General features: G+C 66.5%; 20 protein-coding genes. 10 read left to right on the plus strand and 10 right to left on the minus strand.

Annotation, left to right across the window (positions count from 1 at the left end; genetic code table 11):
• The first annotated feature begins 11 nt into the window (after positions 1-11).
• The 3 genes from trmB to B133_RS0117035 all read left to right on the plus strand — a co-directional run bounded on the left by trmB (position 12) and on the right by B133_RS0117035 (position 4,619).
• Positions 12-797: a tRNA (guanosine(46)-N7)-methyltransferase TrmB gene (gene trmB, locus B133_RS0117025; protein ID WP_026256535.1), complete on the plus strand. Its 786-nt coding sequence runs from the start codon at positions 12-14 to the stop codon at positions 795-797.
• Positions 794-1,522, plus strand: coding sequence for an NYN domain-containing protein (locus tag B133_RS0117030; RefSeq protein ID WP_018602737.1), 729 nt, complete (start codon positions 794-796; stop codon positions 1,520-1,522). Before trmB ends, B133_RS0117030 begins: the two co-directional genes overlap by 4 nt.
• A 91-nt stretch (positions 1,523-1,613) precedes the next feature.
• Positions 1,614-4,619, plus strand: coding sequence for an MMPL family transporter (locus B133_RS0117035; protein WP_018602738.1), 3,006 nt, complete (start codon positions 1,614-1,616; stop codon positions 4,617-4,619).
• A 5-nt stretch (positions 4,620-4,624) separates the two neighbouring features.
• Here B133_RS0117035 and B133_RS0117040 read toward each other — a convergent pair whose 3' ends face one another.
• Positions 4,625-5,764 (minus strand): AI-2E family transporter, encoded by a 1,140-nt coding sequence (locus tag B133_RS0117040; protein ID WP_018602739.1) that lies wholly within the window; start codon positions 5,762-5,764, stop codon positions 4,625-4,627.
• Positions 5,765-5,837: 73 nt separating this feature from the next.
• Here B133_RS0117040 and B133_RS0117045 point away from each other — a divergent pair, with 73 nt between their 5' ends.
• From B133_RS0117045 to B133_RS0117055, 3 genes are read left to right on the plus strand one after another with little or no spacing between them, the layout of a single operon-like run.
• Positions 5,838-6,959, plus strand: coding sequence for a YbhN family protein (locus tag B133_RS0117045; RefSeq protein WP_018602741.1), 1,122 nt, complete (start codon positions 5,838-5,840; stop codon positions 6,957-6,959).
• A gap of 8 nt (positions 6,960-6,967) precedes the next feature.
• Complete coding sequence (locus B133_RS0117050) at positions 6,968-8,179, plus strand: M23 family metallopeptidase (RefSeq protein ID WP_018602743.1); 1,212 nt, start codon at positions 6,968-6,970, stop codon at positions 8,177-8,179.
• Positions 8,166-8,627, plus strand: a complete 462-nt coding sequence (locus tag B133_RS0117055; protein WP_018602745.1) for a DUF3054 domain-containing protein — start codon at positions 8,166-8,168, stop codon at positions 8,625-8,627. The genes B133_RS0117050 and B133_RS0117055 overlap by 14 nt, the downstream gene beginning before the upstream one ends.
• 18 nt (positions 8,628-8,645) lie before the next feature.
• On the opposite strand, the gene B133_RS0117060 is transcribed toward B133_RS0117055, so the two are convergent.
• The 4 genes from B133_RS0117060 to B133_RS0117075 form a co-directional block, all read right to left on the minus strand.
• Positions 8,646-9,944 carry a HAMP domain-containing sensor histidine kinase gene (locus B133_RS0117060; protein ID WP_018602747.1) on the minus strand — a complete coding sequence of 433 codons (1,299 nt, stop codon included), beginning with the start codon at positions 9,942-9,944 and terminating at the stop codon, positions 8,646-8,648.
• Positions 9,945-10,004: 60 nt separating this feature from the next.
• Positions 10,005-10,703: a response regulator transcription factor gene (locus B133_RS0117065; protein WP_018602752.1), complete on the minus strand. Its 699-nt coding sequence runs from the start codon at positions 10,701-10,703 to the stop codon at positions 10,005-10,007.
• A 46-nt stretch (positions 10,704-10,749) separates the two neighbouring features.
• Entirely contained in the window at positions 10,750-11,118 is a 369-nt protein-coding gene (locus B133_RS0117070) for a heme-binding protein (protein WP_018602753.1), read from the minus strand.
• Between the two features lie 152 nt (positions 11,119-11,270).
• Entirely contained in the window at positions 11,271-11,801 is a 531-nt protein-coding gene (locus B133_RS0117075) for a hemophore (RefSeq protein ID WP_026256538.1), read from the minus strand.
• Between the two features lie 235 nt (positions 11,802-12,036).
• Between B133_RS0117075 and B133_RS0117080 the strand changes: the two genes are divergently transcribed.
• Both B133_RS0117080 and B133_RS0117085 read left to right on the plus strand, forming a co-directional pair.
• Complete coding sequence (locus B133_RS0117080) at positions 12,037-14,886, plus strand: MMPL family transporter (protein WP_018602755.1); 2,850 nt, start codon at positions 12,037-12,039, stop codon at positions 14,884-14,886.
• Positions 14,883-15,428: a hypothetical protein gene (locus B133_RS0117085; protein ID WP_018602756.1), complete on the plus strand. Its 546-nt coding sequence runs from the start codon at positions 14,883-14,885 to the stop codon at positions 15,426-15,428. Before B133_RS0117080 ends, B133_RS0117085 begins: the two co-directional genes overlap by 4 nt.
• 13 nt (positions 15,429-15,441) lie before the next feature.
• Here the strand turns inward: B133_RS0117085 and B133_RS0117090 are convergent, their stop codons facing one another.
• Positions 15,442-16,131 carry a hypothetical protein gene (locus tag B133_RS0117090; protein ID WP_018602757.1) on the minus strand — a complete coding sequence of 230 codons (690 nt, stop codon included), beginning with the start codon at positions 16,129-16,131 and terminating at the stop codon, positions 15,442-15,444.
• Entirely contained in the window at positions 16,128-16,757 is a 630-nt protein-coding gene (locus B133_RS0117095; RefSeq protein WP_018602758.1) for a hypothetical protein, read from the minus strand. Before B133_RS0117095 ends, B133_RS0117090 begins: the two co-directional genes overlap by 4 nt.
• 66 nt (positions 16,758-16,823) lie before the next feature.
• On the opposite strand from B133_RS0117095, the gene B133_RS0117100 reads away from it, so the two are divergent.
• On the plus strand, positions 16,824-18,809 hold the full coding sequence (locus tag B133_RS0117100) for a M13 family metallopeptidase (protein ID WP_018602759.1): 1,986 nt from the start codon (positions 16,824-16,826) through the stop codon (positions 18,807-18,809).
• Positions 18,810-18,927: 118 nt separating this feature from the next.
• On the opposite strand, the gene B133_RS0117105 is transcribed toward B133_RS0117100, so the two are convergent.
• Complete coding sequence (locus tag B133_RS0117105; RefSeq protein ID WP_026256539.1) at positions 18,928-19,299, minus strand: heme-binding protein; 372 nt, start codon at positions 19,297-19,299, stop codon at positions 18,928-18,930.
• A 162-nt stretch (positions 19,300-19,461) separates the two neighbouring features.
• Here B133_RS0117105 and B133_RS0117110 point away from each other — a divergent pair, with 162 nt between their 5' ends.
• Positions 19,462-19,713, plus strand: a complete 252-nt coding sequence (locus tag B133_RS0117110) for a hypothetical protein (protein WP_018602761.1) — start codon at positions 19,462-19,464, stop codon at positions 19,711-19,713.
• A gap of 168 nt (positions 19,714-19,881) precedes the next feature.
• On the opposite strand, the gene B133_RS0117115 is transcribed toward B133_RS0117110, so the two are convergent.
• Together B133_RS0117115 and B133_RS0117120 are read right to left on the minus strand one after the other, a co-directional pair.
• Positions 19,882-20,895: a L,D-transpeptidase family protein gene (locus B133_RS0117115; protein WP_018602762.1), complete on the minus strand. Its 1,014-nt coding sequence runs from the start codon at positions 20,893-20,895 to the stop codon at positions 19,882-19,884.
• 141 nt (positions 20,896-21,036) lie between these two features.
• Entirely contained in the window at positions 21,037-22,263 is a 1,227-nt protein-coding gene (locus tag B133_RS0117120; protein WP_018602763.1) for an MFS transporter, read from the minus strand.
• Positions 22,264-22,327 lie beyond the last annotated feature (64 nt).

A 22,327-nucleotide genomic window follows, 5' to 3' on the forward strand; every position in this document is an offset into this window, starting at 1 on the left:
CTTCGGCGCCGATGAGACACCATGGACAAATGCACGTGCCCTGGCTGGATGTCGCCGGCGGGCCGACTCCGGAACCGCATGAGGCCGGAACCATCGACGGGCCACACCGCCTGCCCCGGGTGACCAGCTTCCGCACCCGGCGTTCGACCCTGTCCGGTGGCCAACAGGCGACCTGGGATCGGCGTTGGCCCGACCTCGGCATCCAGGCCCGCAGCGACGACGACAAACCCGTCGTGAACCTGGACACCGCCGCCTGGTTCGGCCGGACCGCCCCACTGGTCCTGGAAATCGGCTCGGGCACCGGAACCTCGACGCTCGCGATGGCGCTGGCCGAACCCGATATCGACGTGATCGCCGTCGAGGTCTACCGCAAAGGCCTGGCGCAGCTGCTCAGCGGCATCGACCGGGCCGGTATCAACAACATCCGGCTGGTCCGTGGGGATGGCGTCGACGTGCTCGAGCACATGTTCGCCCACGAGACGCTCACCGGGGTCCGCGTCTTCTTCCCCGACCCGTGGCCCAAGTCCCGCCATCACAAACGGCGGCTGTTGCAGCCGGCGACGGTTGCCCTGATCGCCGACCGGCTGCGCCCCGGGGGTGTGCTGCACGCCGCCACCGACCACGCCGGTTACGCCCAGTACATAGCCGAGGTCGGTGAGGCCGAGCCTCTGCTGCGCCGGGTCGAGGAAGGTGTCGAGGCACTGCCCATCTCGGTGCAGCGACCCGCCACCAAATACGAACAAAAGGCTCTCGCCGGTCCCGACATCACAGAATTGATCTGGAAGAAACGGCCATGAGTGTGATTCCTGAGCTTCAGGACAGCGTGCAAGAGCACAGCGAGCAAGACGGTGTGCAAGAGCACAACGAGCATGACGCGTCACAGAACGAATCCACCACAGCCGCCCGGCGGGTTCTGCTGGTATGGGACGCGCCGAATCTCGACATGGGGCTCGGCTCCATCCTGGGCGGTCGCCCCACCGCCGCACACCGGCCCCGCTTCGACGCGCTGGGCCGGTGGCTGCTGAGCTACACCGCAGAGCTCTCCGCCACCGGGCCGGGCATATCGCTGGAGCCCGAAGCCACCGTCTTCACCAACATCGCCCCAGGTAGCGCCGACGTCGTTCGCCCGTGGGTGGAGGCGTTGCGTAACGTCGGGTTCGCCGTCTTCGCAAAACCGAAAGTCGACGACGACAGCGACGTCGACGTCGATATGCTCGACCACATTGCGCTGCGCCGCCGCGAGGGGCTGGCAGCGGTGTTGGTCGCATCCGCCGACGGGCAGGCTTTCAGACAACCGCTGGAGGATATTGCTCGCGAGGGCACCCCGGTGCAGGTGCTCGGATTTCGCGAACATGCAAGCTGGGCGCTAGCGTCGGATACCTTGGAGTTCGTCGATCTAGAGGACATTCCTGGTGTTTTCCGGGAGCCGCTGCCACGGATCGGCCTGGACTCGCTGCCCGAGCAGGGAGCATGGCTGCAGCCGTTCCGGCCGCTGTCATCGCTACTTACCTCGCGTGTGTAACAACTGCAACGTGTGTAACAACTGCAAAAGGCCTGGGAAGTTGCCGAGAAATTCGATGCGCGGGTCTCCACGGATCTAGTTAGGAGCGTAAGTGTTCGCCTGGTGGGGTCGAACGGTGTACCGGTTCAGGTACATCGTCATCGGTGTCATGGTGGCGCTTTGTCTCGGTGGCGGCATCTATGGGGCCGACCTGGGAAAGCACGTCACGCAAAGCGGCTTCTACGACGAGGGCAGCCAGTCCGTGGCGGCATCGTTGATCGGCGACGAGGTGTACGGCCGTGACCGGACCAGCCACGTCGTGGCCATCCTCACGCCTCCCGATGACAAGAAAGTCACCGACAAGGACTGGCAGCATAAGGTCAGCGGCGAACTCGACAAGGTGGCCAAGGATCACCCGGACCAGATCGTCGGCTGGGTGGGCTGGCTGAAGGCCCCCGACACCACCGACCCGACCGTCAGCCAGATGAAGACGGAGGATCTGCGCCACACCTTCATCAGCGTTCCGCTCAAAGGCGATGACGACGACGCAATCCTGAAGAACTACCAGGTCATCGCACCCGACCTGCAGAAGGTCAATGGCGGCGACATCAAACTGGCCGGCCTCAACCCACTGGCCAGTGAGCTGACGGGAACCATCGGCACAGACCAGAAACGCGCAGAGTTGGCCATCGTGCCGCTCGTGGCCGTGGTGCTGTTCTTCGTGTTCGGCGGTGCCGTCGCAGCAGCCCTCCCGGCGATCATCGGTGGCCTGACCATCGCAGGCGCGTTGGGCATTCTGCGGTTCACCGCAGAATTCGGCCCCGTGCACTTCTTTGCCCAACCAGTCGTGACGATGATGGGCTTCGGTATCGCGATCGACTACGGCCTGTTCATCGTGAGCCGGTTCCGAGAAGAACTCGCCGAGGGCTACGACACCGAGGCAGCGGTACGACGCTCGGTGATGACCTCGGGTCGCACGGTGGCGTTTTCCGCCGTGATCATCGTGGCCTCGTCGCTGCCGCTGCTACTCATCCCGCTCGGCTTCCTCAAATCGATCACCTACGCGATCATCGCTTCGGTCATGCTCGCGGCGTTCCTGTCGATCACGGTCCTTCCCGCGGCCCTGGGCATCCTCGGGCCCAACGTCGACGCGCTCGGCGTGCGCACCTTGCTACGGGTGCCGTTCCTGGCGAACTGGCCGTTCTCGCGCCGGATCATCGACTGGTTCGCCGAGAAGACGCAGAAGACCAAGACCCGTGAAGAGGTCGAAAAGGGCTTCTGGGGCCGGCTGGTCAACGTGGTGATGAAGCGACCCATCGCATTCGCCGCGCCGATCCTGATCCTGATGACGCTGCTCGTCCTGCCGATCGGTCACCTCGCACTCGCCGGCATCAGTGAGAAGTACCTGCCGCCTGACAACTCGGTACGTCAGTCGCAGGAAGAGTTCGACAAGCTCTTCCCCGGCTTCCGCACCGAGCCGCTCACCATCGTGATGAAGCGTGACGACGGCCAGCCGATCACCGACAACCAGATCGCCGATATGCGGGCCAAGGCGCTGACCGTGTCCGGCTTCACCGACCCGGGCAACGATCCGGAGGCGATGTGGAAGGAACGCCCGGCCAATGACAGCGGGTCAAAAGACCCCTCGGTCCGGGTGATCCAGAACGGCCTGGTCAATCGCGGTGATGCTGCCACGAAGGTCGGTGAGCTGCGCGCCCTGCAGCCCCCACGCGGCATCACGGTCTACGTGGGTGGCACACCGGCCCTCGAACAGGATTCGATCCACAGCTTGTTCTCCAGGCTGCCACTCATGGTGGTCATCCTGGTCAGCACGACCACGGTGTTGATGTTCCTGGCGTTCGGGTCGGTGGTGCTGCCGATCAAGGCCGCGTTGATGAGCGCGCTCACTCTCGGTTCGACCATGGGCATTCTGACCTGGATGTTCATCGAGGGCCATGGGTCGGGCCTGCTGAACTACACGCCGCAACCACTGATGGCACCAATGATCGGCCTGATCATCGCGGTGATCTGGGGCCTGTCGACCGACTACGAAGTATTCCTGGTGTCACGCATGGTGGAGGCACGCGAGCGCGGCATGTCGACCGCCGAGGCGATCCGGATCGGTACCGCCACGACTGGCCGGTTGATCACCGGTGCGGCACTGGTGCTTGCCGTCGTGGCCGGCGCATTCGCGTTCTCCGACCTGGTGATGATGAAGTACCTGGCTTTCGGCCTGCTCATCGCGCTGCTGTTGGACGCCACCGTGGTCCGGATGTTCCTGGTGCCGGCCATCATGAAGTTGCTAGGCGACGATTGCTGGTGGGCGCCGCTCTGGATGAAGCGGCTTCAGCAGCGCATCGGCCTCGGCGAGACCGAACTGCCCGACGAGCGCAAGCGTCCCACCGTGCGCGAGCCCGCGGACGACGAACGCGCCCTCGTGGGTGCAGGTGCCCCGCCGGCGACCTCCACCCATCCGCACGATCCGACCCATCCGAGCGCCGATCCGCGGCCGATACCGCCCCGCACCAACGCCCCATCGGCGGCGGGCACCACACGAATGGCTCCTTCAGAGCCGACGCAGCAACTGCCATCGGCTTATCCCCCTGGCGCCCCGGTCGTGCAGCAGCAGGCCGAAGAGCCGGCGACGACCCGGCTGGCGATGGCCCGTAACGCCGTGCGCAATGCGGTGACCAATGCGGTCAACACCGCGACGGGTCATGGCAACGCCCCGACCCAACACACCCCGCCGCCGCCGGAGCACACGCCGGCTGCTGCGCCACAGCGCGAGGAGCGGGAGATCGAATCCTGGCTGGGCACGCTGCGCGGTGGGCCGTCGGCCAAGACGGCCCCTCCTCCCCCGCCGATGCGGCCGTCCGCGGACTCCACCCGTGCGATGCCGCAGTCACGTAACGACGACGCGGCGCCGACGACGGCGTTCAGTGCGCAAAGGCCCACCGCCGACAACGGCAGCTCGGATGCCACGACAGCGATGCCGGCGCTGCGTCAGCATGATCAGGAACCGTCCACCGAGAAACTCAACACCGGGGACGACGAGCCGAAGCGGCGCGGCGGCGGGATGAGCGCGCAGGACCTGCTACGGCGCGAGGGCCGGCTTTAGGATCTTCAGACTTCGGCTGGAGGCGTGTCGGGCGTGGCCTCGATCATCACGCCGTCCTCGGCCTCCTGGCGGGCCTCCTCGGCCGCCGGATCGGGTGCCATCAACACCCGGATCGCGCTGTTGAGCACCGCGACGGCGGGCACGGCCAGCAGCGCGCCGACGATCCCGGCGAGCACCCCACCACCGGCAATGGCCAACACCACCGCCAACGGATGGATCGACACCGCGCGGCCCATCACGAGCGGCTGCAACACGTGGCCTTCGAGCTGCTGAACCGCGATGATCAGCCCGAGGGTGATCAGGGCATAGATGAAGCCCTTCGCCAGCAGCGCCACCACCACCGCGAGGAATCCCGCGATGACAGCACCGACCAGCGGGATGAAGGCGCCCATGAACACCAGTGAGGCCAGCGGCAAGGCCAGCGGTATCCCCATGATCGCCAGACCCGTACCGATGCCCACGGCGTCGACCAGGGCAACCAGGAACGTCGCACGGACATAACCCATCAGTGAGTGAAAGCCCGCGCGACCGGCGTCGCGCACCCGCTCACGCACATTGACGGGAAACACCTTGGTCATGAACCCAAAGATGTTGCGCCCGCCCTGCAGCAGAAAGATCAGCGTGAACAACATCAGCAACGCCCCGGTGAGCAGCTCGGTCAGCGTGCCTGCGGTAGAAAGCGCACCGGAGGTGAGCTTCTCCTGGTTGTCGCGCAGGGCGTTGATCGCGGTGTTGCCGGCCTGATCGATCTGTTCCTTGCTCAGGTGCGGCGGCCCGTCGGTCAGCCACCGCCGCAATCCGTCGATGCTGCGGGTCATTTGCTCGACCAGGGCGGGTGCGCCCTCGACAAACTGGCTGACGACGAAGGTGAGAATGCCGCCGACCACGGCGATGCCCGTCAGCAATACCAGGGCCACCGCGATACCCCGCGGCACACCGCGGGCGTCCATGAAGTCCACGGCGGGCAGCAGCAACGCGGTCACCATGGCGGCCAGGGCCACCGGGACGACGAGCACTTCGAGTCGTTTGACCAGCCACAGCACCGCGACGACGGCAGCGAGGATGATCAGCAATCGCCAACACCAGGCCGCGGCCTTACGGACCAATGGTGTCACGGCATCGTCAGCAACCGAATCCGATGGCATGCCGGTAGCGTAGCTGCGCCACGCCAGGACCAGTGCTTATGACGGCGCGACCTGCGCGGTTACCCTGTAGTGCGTGTCATACGACGCGCCGGCGCGCAGTGTCCGGAGCCGGGCGCGATCCACGCCGGGCAAGTACCGGTGGCTGCGGTGGCTGGTCCTGGCCGTCGCGGTCACCGTGCTGGCCGTCGAATTGACGCTGGTGTGGGATCAGCTCGCCAAAGCGTGGAAGAGCCTGCTGACGGCGAACGCATGGTGGGTGCTCGCCGCGGTGCTGGCCGCGATGGCGTCGATGCACAGCTTCGCCCAGATTCAGCGCACGCTGCTGCGCTCAGCCGGGGTTCCGGTACAGCAGTGGCGCTCGGAGGCGACGTTCTACGCCGGCAATGCACTGTCCACCACGATGCCGGGCGGACCGGTGCTCTCGGCCACCTTCGTCTACCGTCAGCAGCGCATCTGGGGCGCCTCGCCGCTGGTCGCGTCCTGGCAGCTGGTGATGTCGGGCGTCCTGCAGGTGGTCGGCCTGGCTCTGCTCGGCCTCGGCGGCGCATTCATGCTCGGCGCAAGCAAGAACCCACTGTCACTGATCTTTTCGCTCGGCGGTTTCCTGGCCATCATTCTGCTGGCCCAAGCGGTGGCGTCCCGGCCCGAACTGATCGAAGGAATCGGGGTCAGGGTCCTGACCTGGGTGAACTCCCTGCGCGGCAAACCCGACGAGACCGGCATCGGGAAATGGCGCGAGATCCTGTGCCAGCTGGAGTCGGTCAGCCTGGGCCGACGCGACCTGAGCGTCGCCTTCAGCTGGTCGCTGTTCAACTGGGTAGCCGACGTGGCGTGCCTGGCGTTCGCCGCCTACGCGGCGGGCGGGCGCCCATCACTGGTCGGCGTGGTCGTCGCCTACGCGGCCGCCCGCGCCGTGGGGTCGATCCCGCTGATGCCGGGCGGCCTGCTGGTCGTCGAGGCCGTGCTGGTGCCCGGCCTGGTGTCCAGCGGGATGACGCTGGCCTCGGCGATCTCCGCGATGCTGATCTACCGGCTGGTGAGCTGGATCTTCATCTCCGCGATCGGCTGGGTGGTTTTCTTCGTCATGTTCCGCACCGAGAACGACATCGACCCCGACACCACTGCGCCGGCCCCCGCACGCCGCGACACGAAACCGGCCGAGCCGGCACCCGCCGACCCGGAACTCGAACGCTAGGAGCACTCATGCGGTACTCGGTCGTGGCCCTTGCACTGGTCCCTGCGCTCGCCAGCGCGCTGACCGCATGCTCGTCGGCCCAGTCCCCGCAGAGCGGCACAACCACTGCCACCACACCACCCGCTGCCGCCACCCCGGTGATCGCGTCGGTGATCGCCGACCCCGTCCCCGTGCCGACGACCGACGGCCGTACCCACCTGGCCTACGAGCTCATGCTCACCAACACCATGCCGGCCGACGTCACCTTGACCTCGCTCACCGCGTCGGCCGGCGACCGTAAACTGCTCACCCTGTCCGGCGAGAACCTCAAGTACTGGACCAGGCTGGTCGCCTACCCGGCCGTCGGAATCAACGTGCTCGGGCCGGGGCAGAGCGCCTATGTCTGGCTCGATGTGATCGCCAACGATTCGGCGCAGGTGCCGGCCGAGCTCACCCACACCATTGATGTCGAAGTGTCCAAACCGATGCCGCCGCTGATACCTCCGAAGCTCACGGAGACGATCCCGCCCGTCTCAGTGCAAACCCGCAAACCGGCATCCGTCGCACCGCCGCTGACCGGCGAGGGCTGGGCCGCCGTCAACGGCTGCTGCGATATGACGCCACACCGCATGGCTCTCAATCCGGTCAACGGAAAGCCTTGGGCCGCTCAACGATTCGCGATCGACTATGTACAACTGGACGCGCAGCGGCGAATCTTCACCGGGGACAAGGCGAAGGTGGACAGTTACCCCTACTTCGGCGCCGACGTCCACGCCGTGGCCGACGGCAAGGTGGTCGCGGTGCTCGACGGACAGCCCGAACAGATCCCGGGGGTGACGCCGAGAGGACTGACGCTGGAACAGTACGGCGGCAACCACATCGTGCAGGACATCGGCGATGGCAACTACGCCTTCTATGCGCATCTCAAGCCGGACAGCTTGAAGGTCAAGCCGGGTGATCAACTCAAGACCGGGCAAGTCATCGCCGCACTGGGTAATTCGGGCAACTCCGACGCGCCGCATCTGCACTTCCATGTGATGGACGGGCCTGATCCACTGGCGTCCAACGGGTTACCATTCGTGTTCAAATCGTTCCGGCTGGACTCTCGGCTGGCATCGCAGGATGCGCTCCAACCGCTGCTCGACGGCAAGCCTGCCGCGTTGCAGCCCGGCTTCGCCACCCGCGACCAAACCGAGGTCAGCCCACTGGTATTGGATGTGATGACGTATGCGACGGGCTAGCGCTTCAGCCGAATGTCGCCGCCGGTGCGGCTCCGAAGCCGAAAGTCGCCGCCGAGGCGGCTCCGAAGCCGAAAGTCGCCGCCGGGGCGGCTCCGCAGCCCTGCTGACCGACCTGATCGCCGTCGTGGTGTTCTGCACCATCGGCCGGCGCAGCCATGCCGAAGGCATCACGGTGACCGGGGTCGCCGAGACTGCGTGGCCATTCCTGGTCGGAACGCTGACAGGCTGGCTGGTGTCGCGCGGCTGGCAGCGGCCGACATCGTTGGCGCCCACCGGAATTACGGTCTGGATAGCGACCGTGGTGGTCGGCATGCTGTTGCGCAAGCTGACCTCGGCCGGAGTAGCGGGCAGTTTCATCGTGGTCGCTTCCCTGGTGACCGCGGTGCTCCTGCTGGGCTGGCGCGCCGCGCTGGCCGGCTTGCGCCGCAGCCGCGTTCAGTCCAGCTGATCGCAATATCCCACGGGGTCAGGCGAAGTCGGCGACATTTCCTGTCGCAGCGCTTGCCCCCGACACCGTCAGGGTGGCTCGCAGCCCGCCCAAAGGGCTGTCGGACAAGCGGATCGACCCACCGTGCAACTCGGCCTGTTGCACCACCAACGCCAGCCCGAGACCGGATCCGCCCGCACCCGCGGTGCTGCCCCTGCGGAACCGGCCCAGCACCGTCTCGTGTTCCTCGGTGGGCAGGCCACGGCCGTTGTCATCGACGATGATCGTCAGCATCGGCTCACGCCGCTGCGCGGTCAGCACGATCCGGCTGGCCTCGCCGTGGGTGACGGCGTTGCGTACCAGGTTGTCCACTGCGAGCCGCAATCCCGCCGGCCAGCCGAGCACCGATCCGACATCGGCCGCCGCGTGGACCTCGACCTTGACCGATCCGCCACGCATGTTCTCCCGGGCCACCCGATAGAGCATCTCGGTGACGTCGATCAACTCGCGGTCCTCGTGACGGGCGAGCTGGCCGGACGCGAGCTGGCCGAGAGCGGTGATGATGGCCTCCACCCTGCGCTGGGCGCGGGACAGGTCGGCCACCACCTCGTCGCGCTCGTCCTCGGGCAGATCGTGGATCCGCAGGGTGTCCAGGTCGGCCCGCATCGCGGTGAGGGGAGTGCGCAGCTCGTGTGCGGCGTTGGCGGCGAAGTCCTGGGCTGCCTGCAGCGAATTGGTCGTGGCTTGCTGCGCGGCGGCCAGCCGGGTCAGCATGCCTGTCATCGCCTCGGACAGATCCTCGGCCTCCCGCACTCCCCGAACCTCGGGCATGGTCGCGGTGTCGCGTCCGAGTTTGCTGGTGTGTTCAGTCAGTTTGCGCAGCGGCCGGATGGCCGGGCCGGCCAGCAACCAACCCAACCCGCCGGCGATCAGCACCGTCACCACGCCGACCACGATGTAGAGCGGTATCCGCTTGGCGCTGAGCAGGATGCTGTCGGCACGGATGCCGATCGACATCAGCAGACCGCCGTCCTGGTCCAGCACGATGGTGCGGACCCGGTATTCGGCGCCGTTGACCTCGACGGTCGCTGTCCCTGGCGGCAGCGGGGGCAGCTGCGGCCCGCGCTGGAATACCAGCTCGCCAGTAGTCTTGGCGCGGCCGGTGGTCAGCACACCGCGGCGCGGATCCTGGAACTGATCGGGGTTGAAGCTGGCGTCGATGATCGAATCCAGCCGCCGGTCGAGCTGCGCAGCGTCATTGTTGACCAGCACCACCGAGGTCAGGATGGTGAACACGGCCACCACCGCAGACGCCGCCACGGCGGCGGCGATCGCCACCCTTGTGCGCAGCGAGGTCGACCGGACCAGGCTAGACAGCCGCACCTAGCCCCCGGCCCCTCACGACTCGTCCCGCAGCACGTACCCGATTCCGCGCACGGTGTGGATCACCCTGGGCAGGTCGTCTCGTTCCAGCTTGCGGCGCAGATAGGAGATGAACACGTCGGCCACGTTGGTGTCGACGTCGAAGTCGTAGCCCCATACCAGTTCCAGCAGCCGCTGCCGGGACAACACCACACCGGCATTCTCAGCCAGCACCGCCAGCAGGTCGAATTCCCGTTTGGTCAGCTCCACCCGCTCGCCGCCGACGAACACCAGCCGACGCGCGGTGTCGATGGTCAACGGACCGACGGTCATGCTGGCCGACTGCCGGTCGGTGTGGCCGGACCGGCGCAGCAGCGCGTTCAACCGGGCCACCAGCTCGCCCAGGTCGAACGGTTTGGTCAGGTAGTCGTCGGCCCCGGCCTCCAGACCGGCGATGCGGTCGTTGACAGTATCCCGCGCGGACAGCACGCAGATCGGGATGTCGTTGCCCAGCGCCCGCAGCGCGGTTACCACCGCCACACCGTCGAGTTCGGGCATCTGGACGTCGAGTACCAGCGCATCGTGCGAATCGCTGGACAGCAGTCGCAGTGCTTCCTTGCCGCTCGCCGCGACCCGGACGTCGAACCCGGAGTGCCGCAGGCCGCGCGCCACCGAAGTACGAACGTCCGGGTCGTCGTCGACCATCAGGACCGTGTAACTCGCACCTTCCGGCACAACCGGTCCTTCGCCGCTCGCGGGGGTTGGTCCCACCCGCACGCGGTTACGGGGCTGGAGGCGGGGTGCCGCCGCAGCGATTCTTCAGGTCGACCAGAGGCTGACGGATCCCCATCAGTTCAGCCTTGGTCTGCGGGTTCTGCTCCAAATAGTCGTGCACCTTGGGGTGCACCTGATCCCGGGGCAGGCCCTTGAGGCCGGTGAAGAACGCGTTCACGTCCGGGTGGGTGAACAGGTAGGCGGACGTCGAGGCGGACACGCCCGCCGACACACCGGCGAGGTCAGCCGCAGTGCAGTTGGGCGGTTCGTCGGCCATCGCCGACGGAATCGCGCCGAACAGCATCGCGCCGGCTACAGCGCCGGCGCCGGCCACGCCGGCTACGACGCGCCGCGCGTTGAGGGCCGAGAGCAACATGGTCAAGCTCCTTTATCGGATAGGCAGGCCGTAACCCCGGGTGGGTCTGGCATTGCAAGCTAAGCAGAATCCCGTGAGAGTTTCCGCTCTTGGGCCGAATGAAATTGTCGGCACCGTACACCAGAGGTCAGATGCACAACCGGCTCCTGAGCCTAACGGGTGGCGGCAGGACCGGGTAGCGGACCGGTGCCGGCACTCATCGCCGACGCGGGCGATGCCTGCCCGGGCAGGGCAGCGCCAGGTAGGCCGACGTTCTGCGCGGCAGACAAACCGCCGGGTGCGCTCTGCTGGGCGCCCTGCAGCAGGCCCATCAACTGCGGCAGGCTGACCGGCAACCGACACCGGGTACCGAGGTTGATCAGAGGTGACTGCAGTTGCTGCATGTCCTTTGCCACCTGGGGGTTGGCGTCGAAGTAAGCCTTGAGTGTGCCCATTGTCTGCGGGCCGGCCTGCTGCTGGCTGATGGTGGTCAGCGCCTGGTTGGTCTGCGGGTGGGCGTCGAGGTAGTTGCCGGTGTTGGAGGCGACGGCGCCGACCGTGCGGGCGACCTCGCTGGCCGCGCACGGATCAGTCCCCGCGGTCGCCGTCGGTCCCAGGAACAGCGTCGCTGCCACACCACCTGCTGCGGATATCGCAAACGCCCCGGCAAGGCCGCGACGCAATCCGGCAGAAATCGGCTTCAAGACAAACTCCTCACGATCGGCGACATGCGGAGCCCCCGACGCAAGCACAGCGGGGGCATCTTGCCGTCTATGTCGCCGGGTCAGCCAATCGCGTTAGCCGGATGGAAGGTAATGCAGCCCACATCACGGTGCGGTCTCAGTGCCGACCGACGAGCGGGTGAGCCTACCGCAGTCCGAGGTACGCTTCCGTACGCAACGCCGGGGGAGAAAGAGGGGACGTCGCATCCAGCAGTTCATGATGCGCTTGAGCAGCAATCTGCGCAGATTCCGCTGGGCCGTGTTCGCCGCGTGGTTGCTGCTTCTGGTGCCCTCCATCTACCTCGCGATAAACCACTCGTCCAATTTGACCGGCGGCGGGTTCGAAGTCGAGGGTTCGCAGTCGCTGTACGTGCAGCGCCAGCTCGAAGCTCATTTCCCCGATCAGGGCGCCTCCCCGCTGGCCCTGGTCGCCGCGCCGCGCGCCGACGCGTCGTTCAATGACATGAACGCCGCGGTGGTGCGGCTGGAGCAGATCGCCAAGCAGGTCCCCAGCGTCAAGATAATGCCCAATCCGCAGCAGCCCGCGCCGCAGCCGGACCGGCCCTATGTCCTCACCCTGCAACTGGACTTCAACAACACCGGCGCGGTCGACGTCGCCAAGCAGCTGCGGCAGAAGGTCGGCATCCACGGCGACCAACCCGGCGAGAGCAGCAACGGCAAGGTCAAGTTCTACGTCATCGGCCAGGGTGCTCTCGGCGCCGCCGCCACGCAGGCCACCAAACACGACATCGCCGCGGCCGAGAAGTGGAATCTGCCGATCGTCCTGATCGTCCTGCTGGCGGTGTTCGGGTCGCTGGCCGCCGCGGCACTGCCGCTGGTGCTGGGCATCTGCACGGTCGTGGTGACCATGGGCCTGGTCTATCTGCTGTCGATGTTCACGACCATGAGCGTGTTCGTGACGTCGACGGTGTCCATGTTCGGCATCGCGCTGGCCATCGACTATTCGCTGTTCATCCTAATGCGATTCCGCGAGGAACTGCGGGCCGGCCGCGACCCCACCGAGGCCGTCGACGCCGCGATGGCGACGTCCGGGCTGGCGGTGGTGCTGTCAGGCCTGACCGTGATCGCCTCGATGACGGCCATCTACCTGATCAAGACGCCGGTGCTGATGTCGATGGCCACCGGTGCGATCCTCGCGGTCGCGGTGGCGGTGCTGACGTCGACGACGCTGACGCCGGCGGTGCTCGCCACGTTCGGCCATGCGGCGGCCAAACGCTCGTCATACCTGCACTGGTCACGCCGGGTCGAGGCCAGCCAGTCCAAGTTCTGGACCCGGTGGACCGGCGCGGTGATGCTGCGACCATGGGCGTCGGCGCTGGCGGCCGTGTTACTGCTGCTGATACTGGCCGCGCCGGCCTTCTCGATGGTGCTCGGCAACAGCATGCAGCGCCAGTTCCCACCGACGCACGAGATCCGTGGCGGGGTCAACGCCGCAGCCGACGCGCTGGGCCCCGGTGCGCTCGGCCCGATCCGGGTGCTGGTGACCGTCCCTGACGGCACGGTGGCCGCCGAATCGGCGGTGATCGACGCCGTGCGCCAGCAGATGAGCCAGGCGCCCAGCGTGATCATGGTCCAGCCGCCGGTGTTCTCCGACAACGGCAACAGCGCGCTGCTCTCGGCGGTGCTTTCGGTGGATCCCGAGGACTTGGCGGCCCGCAAGGCCATCGACTGGATGCGAGAGAAGCTGCCCTCGGCGGCCGGGCCCGGCGTCCGCGTCGACGTCGGCGGCCCCACCGCCCTGATCAAGGACTTCGACGATCGGGTTTCGGCCACGCAACCCTGGGTGTTCGTGTTCGTCGCCCTGATCGCGTTCGTGATGCTGCTGGTGTCGATCCGGTCGCTGTTCCTGGCCCTCAAGGGCGTGCTGATGACCGTGCTGTCGGTGGCCGCGGCCTACGGCAGCCTGGTGGTGGTCTTCCAGTGGGGCTGGTTCGAAGGGCTGGGCTTCGAGAAACTCAGCTCGCTGGACAGCACCATCCCGCCACTGGTGCTGGCCATGACCTTCGGCCTGTCGATGGATTACGAGATCTTCCTGCTGACCCGCATCCGCGAGCGGTTCCTGCAGACCAACAACACGCGCGACGCCGTCGCCTACGGGGTGAGCACCAGCGCGCGCACCATCACCAGCGCGGCGTTGATCATGATCGCGGTCTTCATCGGGTTTGCCTTTGCCGGCATGCCGCTCGTCGCACAGCTCGGGGTGGCGTGCGCGGTGGCCATCGCGGTGGACGCGACGGTGGTCCGGCTGGTGCTGGTGCCCGCGCTGATGGCGATGTTCGACGAGTGGAACTGGTGGCTGCCGCGTTGGCTCGACCGCATCCTGCCCGAGGTGGATTTCGAGAAGCCGCTGCCGAAGATCGAAGTGACCGATCTGGTCATCATCCCCGACAACATCGCCGCGACCGGCCCCACCGGCGCGGATCTACGCATGATGGTCCGTTCCGCAGCTCGGATGAAAAGCCTTGCCCCACAGACTATTACCGTAACCGACCCGCTGGCGTTCAGCGGCTGCCGACAGTTGACCACCAGGTTGGCCGAGCAACGTCCGGGCCGGACGAAACCGTGCGCCGTGCATCCCGTGACGATGTGGCGGGGCCGGTTGTCGGTCGCCGTCGACGCGCTGGAGACCGAGGCCGACGCCAAACGCGCCCCCGTCGCGCGGCGCGGCCCGATGGAGACCACCAATGTTCAGCTGCCGACCGGCGACCGCCTGCAGATTCCGACCGGCGCAGAGACCTTGCGGTTGAAGTGCTACCTGATCATGTGCCGCAACAGCATCAAGGACTACTCCGAGTTTGCTGACTTGGTCGAATCAATGGAGACACACACAGCTGCCCTGGTGTTGTCGGGTATGGACCGGTATTACTGTGGTCAGCAACCCAGAAATCGGTGGGTGGCGACCCAATTGGTACGCCGCTTGGCCGATCCGCGGCCGTCAGACGAACACGATGTCAGAATGTCTGAACCTGAAGCTGCGGAAGAATGGGCGAAAGTCAGGCAGCGCTGCCTGTCGGTGGCAGTGGCAATGCTGGAGGAGGCGAAGTGACGTCGGCCCCGGAGGTGCGGGACACTCGCGAACCACACCGCGAGAACGTCGCCCCGCGCGGGCGGTCTCGCTCTTCTCGAGCTGCCTCGTCCCAGCGCACTCCCGCGTTCGACGACCGGCCCGTCGAGTATTGGCCCACCGCCGCGATCCGCGCCGCACTGGAGACCGACGACATGTCGGTATGGCAGCGGATCGTGGCCGCGGTGAAGCGAGACCCCTACGGCCGCACGGCGCGTCAGGTCGAGGAAGTCCTGGAGACCGCGCGGCCGTACGGAGTGTCGAAGGCCCTGTCCGAGGTTCTGGTGCGCACCCGCGAGCATCTCGAGGCCAACGAGCGGGCCGAGGTGGCTCGCGGCATCCAAGGTTTACTGCGCCGGTCCGGTCTCGCCCCGCAGGAATTCGCCTCCCGCACGGGGGTGTCCAACGAGGACTTCGCCCATTACCTGGAAGGCAAGGTGAGCCCGCCCGCCTCGCTGCTGCTGCGCATGCAGCGGTTGTCGGATCGGTTCGCCAAGCTCGCCGCCCAGCGCTCGGCGCAATAACAGCCGCTGTCCCCTACCGCGAGTGCAGCGGCACCACGTTGTCGACCACCCAGCGGTTGTCGGACTTGGTCAGCGTGACACGCAGGGCGAGCACGGCGTCGTCGGCAGGCTTGCCGGGCACGCTCTGGGTTCCGCGCAGCACCACCGCGACGCTGGCCGCCGCGGGGCCGAGCGCTTCGACGCCCGCCGAGATCGTGCTGGCGGTCGCCGAGACGTTCTTGCTCGTCAGGTCCTTGGCGACACCGGAGAATTCCTTCTTGAACGCCTCGGCGCGCTCAGGTGTCATCATGGCCGCGGCGCGGTCGATCGACGTGGTCGGGCTCTGCGGCGCGAAGGTCGCGGTGGCCTCCGCGACACTGCTGGCGATCCGCACCACCTGGTCGCGGTCCCGGTTGAAGATGTTGTCGGGCTGCGTCCAGCGCAGGTAGCCGACGAGCACCGCGGCCACCAACGCCACGGTCGCGACCCCGACGACGGCCAGCCGTAGCCCGGGCCCGTCGTCGTCGGTGCCGAGAGTGACGCCGTCGCGGCGGGCCAGCATCATGTTGACGAGTACGCCCTGCACGATCAGCAGGCACAGTATTGAGCACAGCGAAACCCACCACAGTGGCCAGGCCAGCGCCAAGCCGATGAACACCAGCGCCAGGATCGCCCCCGCCGGCGCGGCGACGTCGAACGCCGCGACCCGCAACCGGTTCCTCATCGGATCGGCTGCAGCCGCGAGATCATCAGTTTCCCGTCGACATCGGAAACGTCGAGCCGCAGTGTCCAGCGCACGGTCTGTGGTTTGTCGGAGCCGACGTTCTGGCTCACCGACGTGGCCACGACCAGGACATGGTCGATGCGCGAAACCAGACCGGTCAGTGCAGGCTGGGGTGCGTCGTCAGAGCCCGGAGCCGGCCCGCCGGCGATATCAGACCGGGGCGGCGGGTGGTAGATCGATTCGATGGAGACCGAGTCGATCTGCCCGGTCGAGTCGGACTGCAGCCGCTTCACCAGATCCCGGAACGGCTGGACGACAGTGTCGAAGTCGCTGTTGAGCTGGCCCACGGTGCCTTCGTGCAGCTTCTGCACCCCGGATTCGACGGTGTCCTTGTTCAGGTTGATCAGCACGTTGGTCCAGTCGGCCGCGGTTTGCAGCACGCGCGTCTGGTAGGCGCGCTCGGCGGCCTCGCTGCGGTGTCCGGTCCAGATCAGTGTGCCAAGAGCGACCGCGGCCAGCGCGATCACCGCCAGCACCGCCGACGCGACGCCGTAACCGGTGAAAATCCCCTCGGCGGTGTCCGGACGACTGTCGTCGGGGCCGTCCTCGGCAGGAGCTTCGGGCATGCGCGTGAGGGTACCGGTGCGCCGCAAGGTCCAGGGCACCGCCGAGGGGTCTGGAAGAATGTCGGGGTGACGGAGCAAGCTATCAAGTCCGGTATAGACCTGAGCCATGTCGACGCCCAGGCCCGCCCCCAGGATGATCTATTCGGCCACGTCAACGGTCGCTGGCTGACTGAGTACGAGATTCCCGCAGACCGGGCCACCGACGGCGCGTTCCGATCCCTCTACGACCGGGCCGAGGAACAGATCCGCGACCTGATCACCGAGGCCAGTAAAAAGGATGCCGCGAGCGGCACCGACGAGCAGCGTATCGGCGATCTGTACGCGAGCTTTATGGACGAGCAGACCATCGCCGCGCGCGGGCTGACCCCGCTGCTCGACGAGCTCGCCACCATCGATGCGGCCACCACGGCCGATGAGTTGGCCGCGGTGCTCGGTGCACTGCAGCGCACCGGCGTGGGTGGCGGCGCCGGCGTCTACATCGACACCGATTCCAAGGATTCGACGCGCTACCTACTGCACGTCAGCCAGTCCGGCCTCGGGCTGCCCGACGAGTCGTACTACCGCGACGAGCAGCACGCCAAGATCCTGGCGGCCTATCCGGAGCACATCGCGCGGATGTTCCGCCTGGTCTATGGAGACGCTGTCGGTGATTCCGCCGAAATCGCCGCCCGCATCGTGGCGCTGGAGTCCAAACTGGCCGCCGCGCACTGGGATGTGGTGAAGCGTCGCGACGCCGACCTGACCTACAACTTGCGCACGTTCGCGGAGCTGCCCGCCGACTCACCCGGCTTCGACTGGTCCGGCTGGGTTCGCGCGCTGGGAACGACGCCGGAGACGGTGGCTGAGCTGGTCGTGCGCCAGCCCGACTATCTGACAACGTTCGCCGCCCTGTGGTCCAGTGAGGATCTCGAAGACTGGAAGGCGTGGGCCCGCTGGCGGGTCATCCACGGCCGCGCGGGGTTGCTCACCGACGACCTGGTGGCCGAGGATTTCGCGTTCTACGGCCGCACGTTGAGCGGCACCGAGCAGATCCGCGACCGGTGGAAGCGCGCGGTGTCGGTGGTGGAGAACCTGATGGGCGACTCGCTGGGCAAACTCTATGTGCAGCGTTACTTTCCGCCGGAGGCCAAAGCCCGGATGGACGAGCTGGTGGCGAACCTGCGGGAGGCCTACCGCGTCAGCATCACCAATCTGGCCTGGATGACGCCCGAGACCAGAGCCAAGGCGCTGGACAAGCTCGATAAGTTCACGCCCAAGATCGGCTATCCCGCACGCTGGCGGGACTATTCGGCGCTGGTGATCGGGCGTGACGATCTGTACGGCAACTACCGGCGGGGCAACCTGGTGAACTCCGACCGGGAACTTGCCAAGCTCGGTCAGCCGGTGGATCGCGACGAATGGTTCATGACGCCGCAGACGGTCAACGCCTACTACAACCCCGGCATGAACGAAATCGTGTTCCCCGCAGCCATTTTGCAGCCGCCGTTCTTCGATGCCGACGCCGACGACGCCGCCAACTACGGTGGGATCGGCGCCGTCATCGGCCACGAGATCGGCCACGGTTTCGACGACCAGGGCGCCAAGTACGACGGTGACGGCAACCTGGTGGATTGGTGGACCGATGCCGACCGGACCGAATTCGGGCTCCGGACAAAGGCTTTGATCGAGCAGTATGAAAAGTTCACCCCACGCGGGCTGGATGCCGGCCACCATGTGAACGGCGCCTTCACCGTCGGTGAGAACATCGGAGATCTTGGCGGGCTGTCTATCGCGCTGCTGGCCTATGGGCTGTCGCTCAAGGGCGAGGAAGCACCTGTGCTCGACGGGCTGACTGGTGTGCAACGGGTTTTCTACGGCTGGGCGCAGGTGTGGCGCACCAAATCCCGTGACGCCGAAGCGATCCGGCGGTTGGCAGTCGATCCGCATTCACCGCCGGAGTTCCGCTGCAACGGCGTCATCCGCAACATCGATTCGTTCTACGATGCGTTCGAGGTCTCTGAGACCGACGCGCTATACCTCGATCCCGGGCAGCGCGTGCACATCTGGAACTGACTCCCCGCGGGCAGACACAGAGCCGCACTTCTTCAGCCGAGGAAGTGCGGCTCTGTGTCTTGAATGACGCAGTCGCGTCCCGAATTACGGGCGTTGCCGCAGGGCGGCGGAGCCGATGTCAGATCACGTTAGAGATGTCAGCCTTGATCGGGATGTTGCAGCGATTGCGCAAGTCCACCGCAGGCTTACGAATGGCGTCCATCTCGGCGTGCACCTGCGGATTCTTGTTGAGATAGTCCTTTGTCTGCTGAGCCGCCGCCGACTTGGACTGTCCCTGAAGTCCGGTGAAGAAAGCGTTGACGTCTGGGTGGGTGAACAGGTATGCGGCCATGTCCGTCGAGACACCTGACATCACCGCGACCACGTCAGCGGTCGTGCAGTTCGGCGGCGGCGGCTCGGCGGATGCGGTTGCCGATGCGCCTAGGATCACCGCGCCACCACTCACTGCCACCACGGTCGTGCGGCATAGCCAACGCGTTACAGGATTCATGGGACTCCTCAATCGATCGTATCCAGCTCACGAACAGTGTGGCTTATGTTTGGCCGTAACCTTAACGTGCGCGACAATAGAAGTGCACGGGTTCGCCGTAAACCCGCGGGTGCACGGTTGCTGTGGCTATGATTCGCACCTAAACGAAAGGAATCCACGCAAATGCCCCAGGTTCGCAAGATCTTCATTGGGAGTGCCGCAGCGGTCGGCGCGGCGGTTGCACTGTTGGGCGCGCCGGTCGCTGGTGCCGATCCCTCACTGCTGCCGCAATGCGAGGTGACGGGTGGCAGCTCGATAGCGGGTGGACAGACCACCGACTGCGCGTCCGAGGGCAATTCCCAAATCGACGCAACACCCAGCGTGTATCCCGGCGAAGAGGAATTCTACGGCTTCCCCGGGTTCGGCTTCATCTGATCCCAGACTCCAACCGGCCAACCTTGTTGTACGCCAGCGTGTTTGCGGATAGCCACGATCGTGCGTGAGTCAGTTCGTCGGTAAAAGGCCCGTTCGCCCTTTCGAATCACATCCGACCCTCAGTGGACCATAAGCCGGCTGGTGACGCGTCACCAGCCGGCTTAGCTCTTAGAAGATCTGCCAGTCAGACGCACCGTCGGGCTGGTTGTACAGGCCCGTGGAGTTCTTGACCACGACCGGATCGCCGCTGCCGAAGTTGTCGTAGAACCACTGCGCGTTCTCCGGGCTCAAGTTGATGCAGCCGTGGCTCACGTTGCGCTTGCCTTGGTCGGCCACCGACCACGGGGCGCTGTGCACGAACGCACCGCTGTTGTCGATGCGGACCGCGTCCTGCACCGTCAGTTTGTAACCCTCCGGCGACGTGTTCGGCACGCCGTAGGTCGACGAGTCCATGACGATGCTGGGGAACTTCTCCAGCACGTAGTAGGTACCGTTCTTGGTCTCGTGTTTGCCGTCGGGCTTGCCCATCGACACCGGGAACGTCTTCTCCAGCTTCCCGTTGCGCATAATCTCCATCTGATGGGTCTTGTCGTCGACCGTGGCCACCAGGTAGTCACCGACGCGGAAGCTGGACTTGGTGCCCGCCGCGTCGATGTTCACCACAGTGTTGGCCGGCCAGAAATCCTGGGGCCGCCAGCGCACCTGAGTGTCGTTGACCCAGTAGAACCGGCCCGGAACCGGCGGGTTCGACGAGATGTGAATCGCGTCCTCGGCCATCTTGCGGTCGGCGATGGGCCGCTGGAACTGGATGTAGATCGGCTTGGCCACTCCCACCATCGATCCGTTGACCGGGTTGAAGGTGGGCGGCAGGAACACCGGGTCGCCGGTGTACGGCGTCGGGTTCTGGCCGGCCGGGGTATCGCCGGAGATGACCGCAGGGGCTCCGTAGTGGGTGACCGCCGGTGCAACGGCCCCCGGTTGTGCGCCCGGCGCAAGCGGGTCGGCCGCCGCATTCGCGTCAGGCGCAGGCAGCACACCCGGGGGTGGCGGCGGGAAAGCTGGGTCGACGGGCACCGGTGACGAGTCGGGCTCCGCCAGTGCGGACGGGCTCAACACAAGCCCGCCGACCAATCCCGCGGCCATGAAAACCGTGATCAGTCCGCGTTTTGCCGATTTCGGCATAGGTTACCTCCAGACAGCAGAACTCGTTCCAGTGTCGCACAGCGCAGAGACCAGCTACTGCCTAGAGAGGCCGTCACGCCCCGGCTCCGGCCGCATCACGGCGCTGAACTGCACTGTCAGTCGTCGCACACGTGTCAGGCGTTACTTCCCGTCGGTCACGCAGGAAACCCTGAAGAGGCCGCGGGTGGCCAGCACTCCGACCATCGCGACGATGATCAGCGCGGCGGCGGCAGCGATCATGACGGGCAGGCCGGCGTTGTCGTAGATCACGCCTCCGGCCAGCGAACCGGCCATGATGCCGACCTGGAATGCGGCCACGTAGCGCCCGGACGCCCCGTCCGGATCCTCGGGCGACGTGCGCATCGCCGACGCCTGAAGCATGGGCGGCAATGCCGTCGACGCGGCACCCCACACCACTACGGCAGCCACCCCGACCAGCACCATCGACAGGTCGGCGCTTCCACCGAACGCCAGCGTCGTCAATGCCGTCAGGGCGGCGGCCAACGCAGCCAAGCACGCGACCACCGAAGCCTTGGGCCAGTGGTCCAGGGGCCGGGCCATAGCGGCCATCGCGACGAGACCGGCGACGCCGTAACCGGCCAGCAGCCACGCGAGCTGCGGACCGTGCACGCCGACCACGTCCCGGATGATCACCACGATGAACGTGTAGGCGATGAAGTGCCCGGTGACCCCGATGAACGTCAACGCCGACAGCGTCATCAACCGGGTGTTGCGGTGATGCACCGGCCTGGCCCGCACGTCGTCGCGGGCTACCGGCATCGGCGGCAACGTCACCAACGCCGCGAGCGTCACCACCGCCGCGGCGGCTGCCAGCACGGCAACGGCCGACCGCCAACCCCACAGTTCGCTCATCGCCGCGGTCAGCGGATTGCCCGCGACCAGGGCCAGACCCGTACCGACGTAGACCGCCGCGGTGGCCCGGCCGGCATGGCTGGGCGGCACCAGCCGCGCACCGATCGGCGCGATGACCGACCACATCAGACCGTGCGTGAGCGCGCACAGCATCCGGCCGCCGGCCAGCACCGCGAAGCTCGGCGCGACAGCTGAAACCGCTTGGGACACAGTCAGACACACCAGCGTCGCAAGCAATGTGCGGCGCCGCGGCCAGTACGCGGTCAGCCGCACCAACCCCACCGTGGTGGCCGCCGCGACCAATGCATAGCAGGCCATCAGGCTGCCGACCAGACCTTCGCTGACCCGCAGATCCGCGGCGATCACCGGCAGCGCGCCGACCGGCAGAATCTCGGCGGTGACGTAGATGAACGCCGATGCCGCCAGCACCGTGAGCGATACGGCGACGCGCACGGTCCACGGGCGGGTGGGTGTCGACGACAACTCGACGGTCATGGTGGGATGCCACGGTAACGGCTTGGCGTTGCAGTTTCGGACAACCGAACCGAAAGGATGCGTA

Source organism: Mycobacterium sp. 155 (assembly GCF_000373905.1).
Classification (GTDB): Bacteria; Actinomycetota; Actinomycetes; order Mycobacteriales; family Mycobacteriaceae; genus Mycobacterium.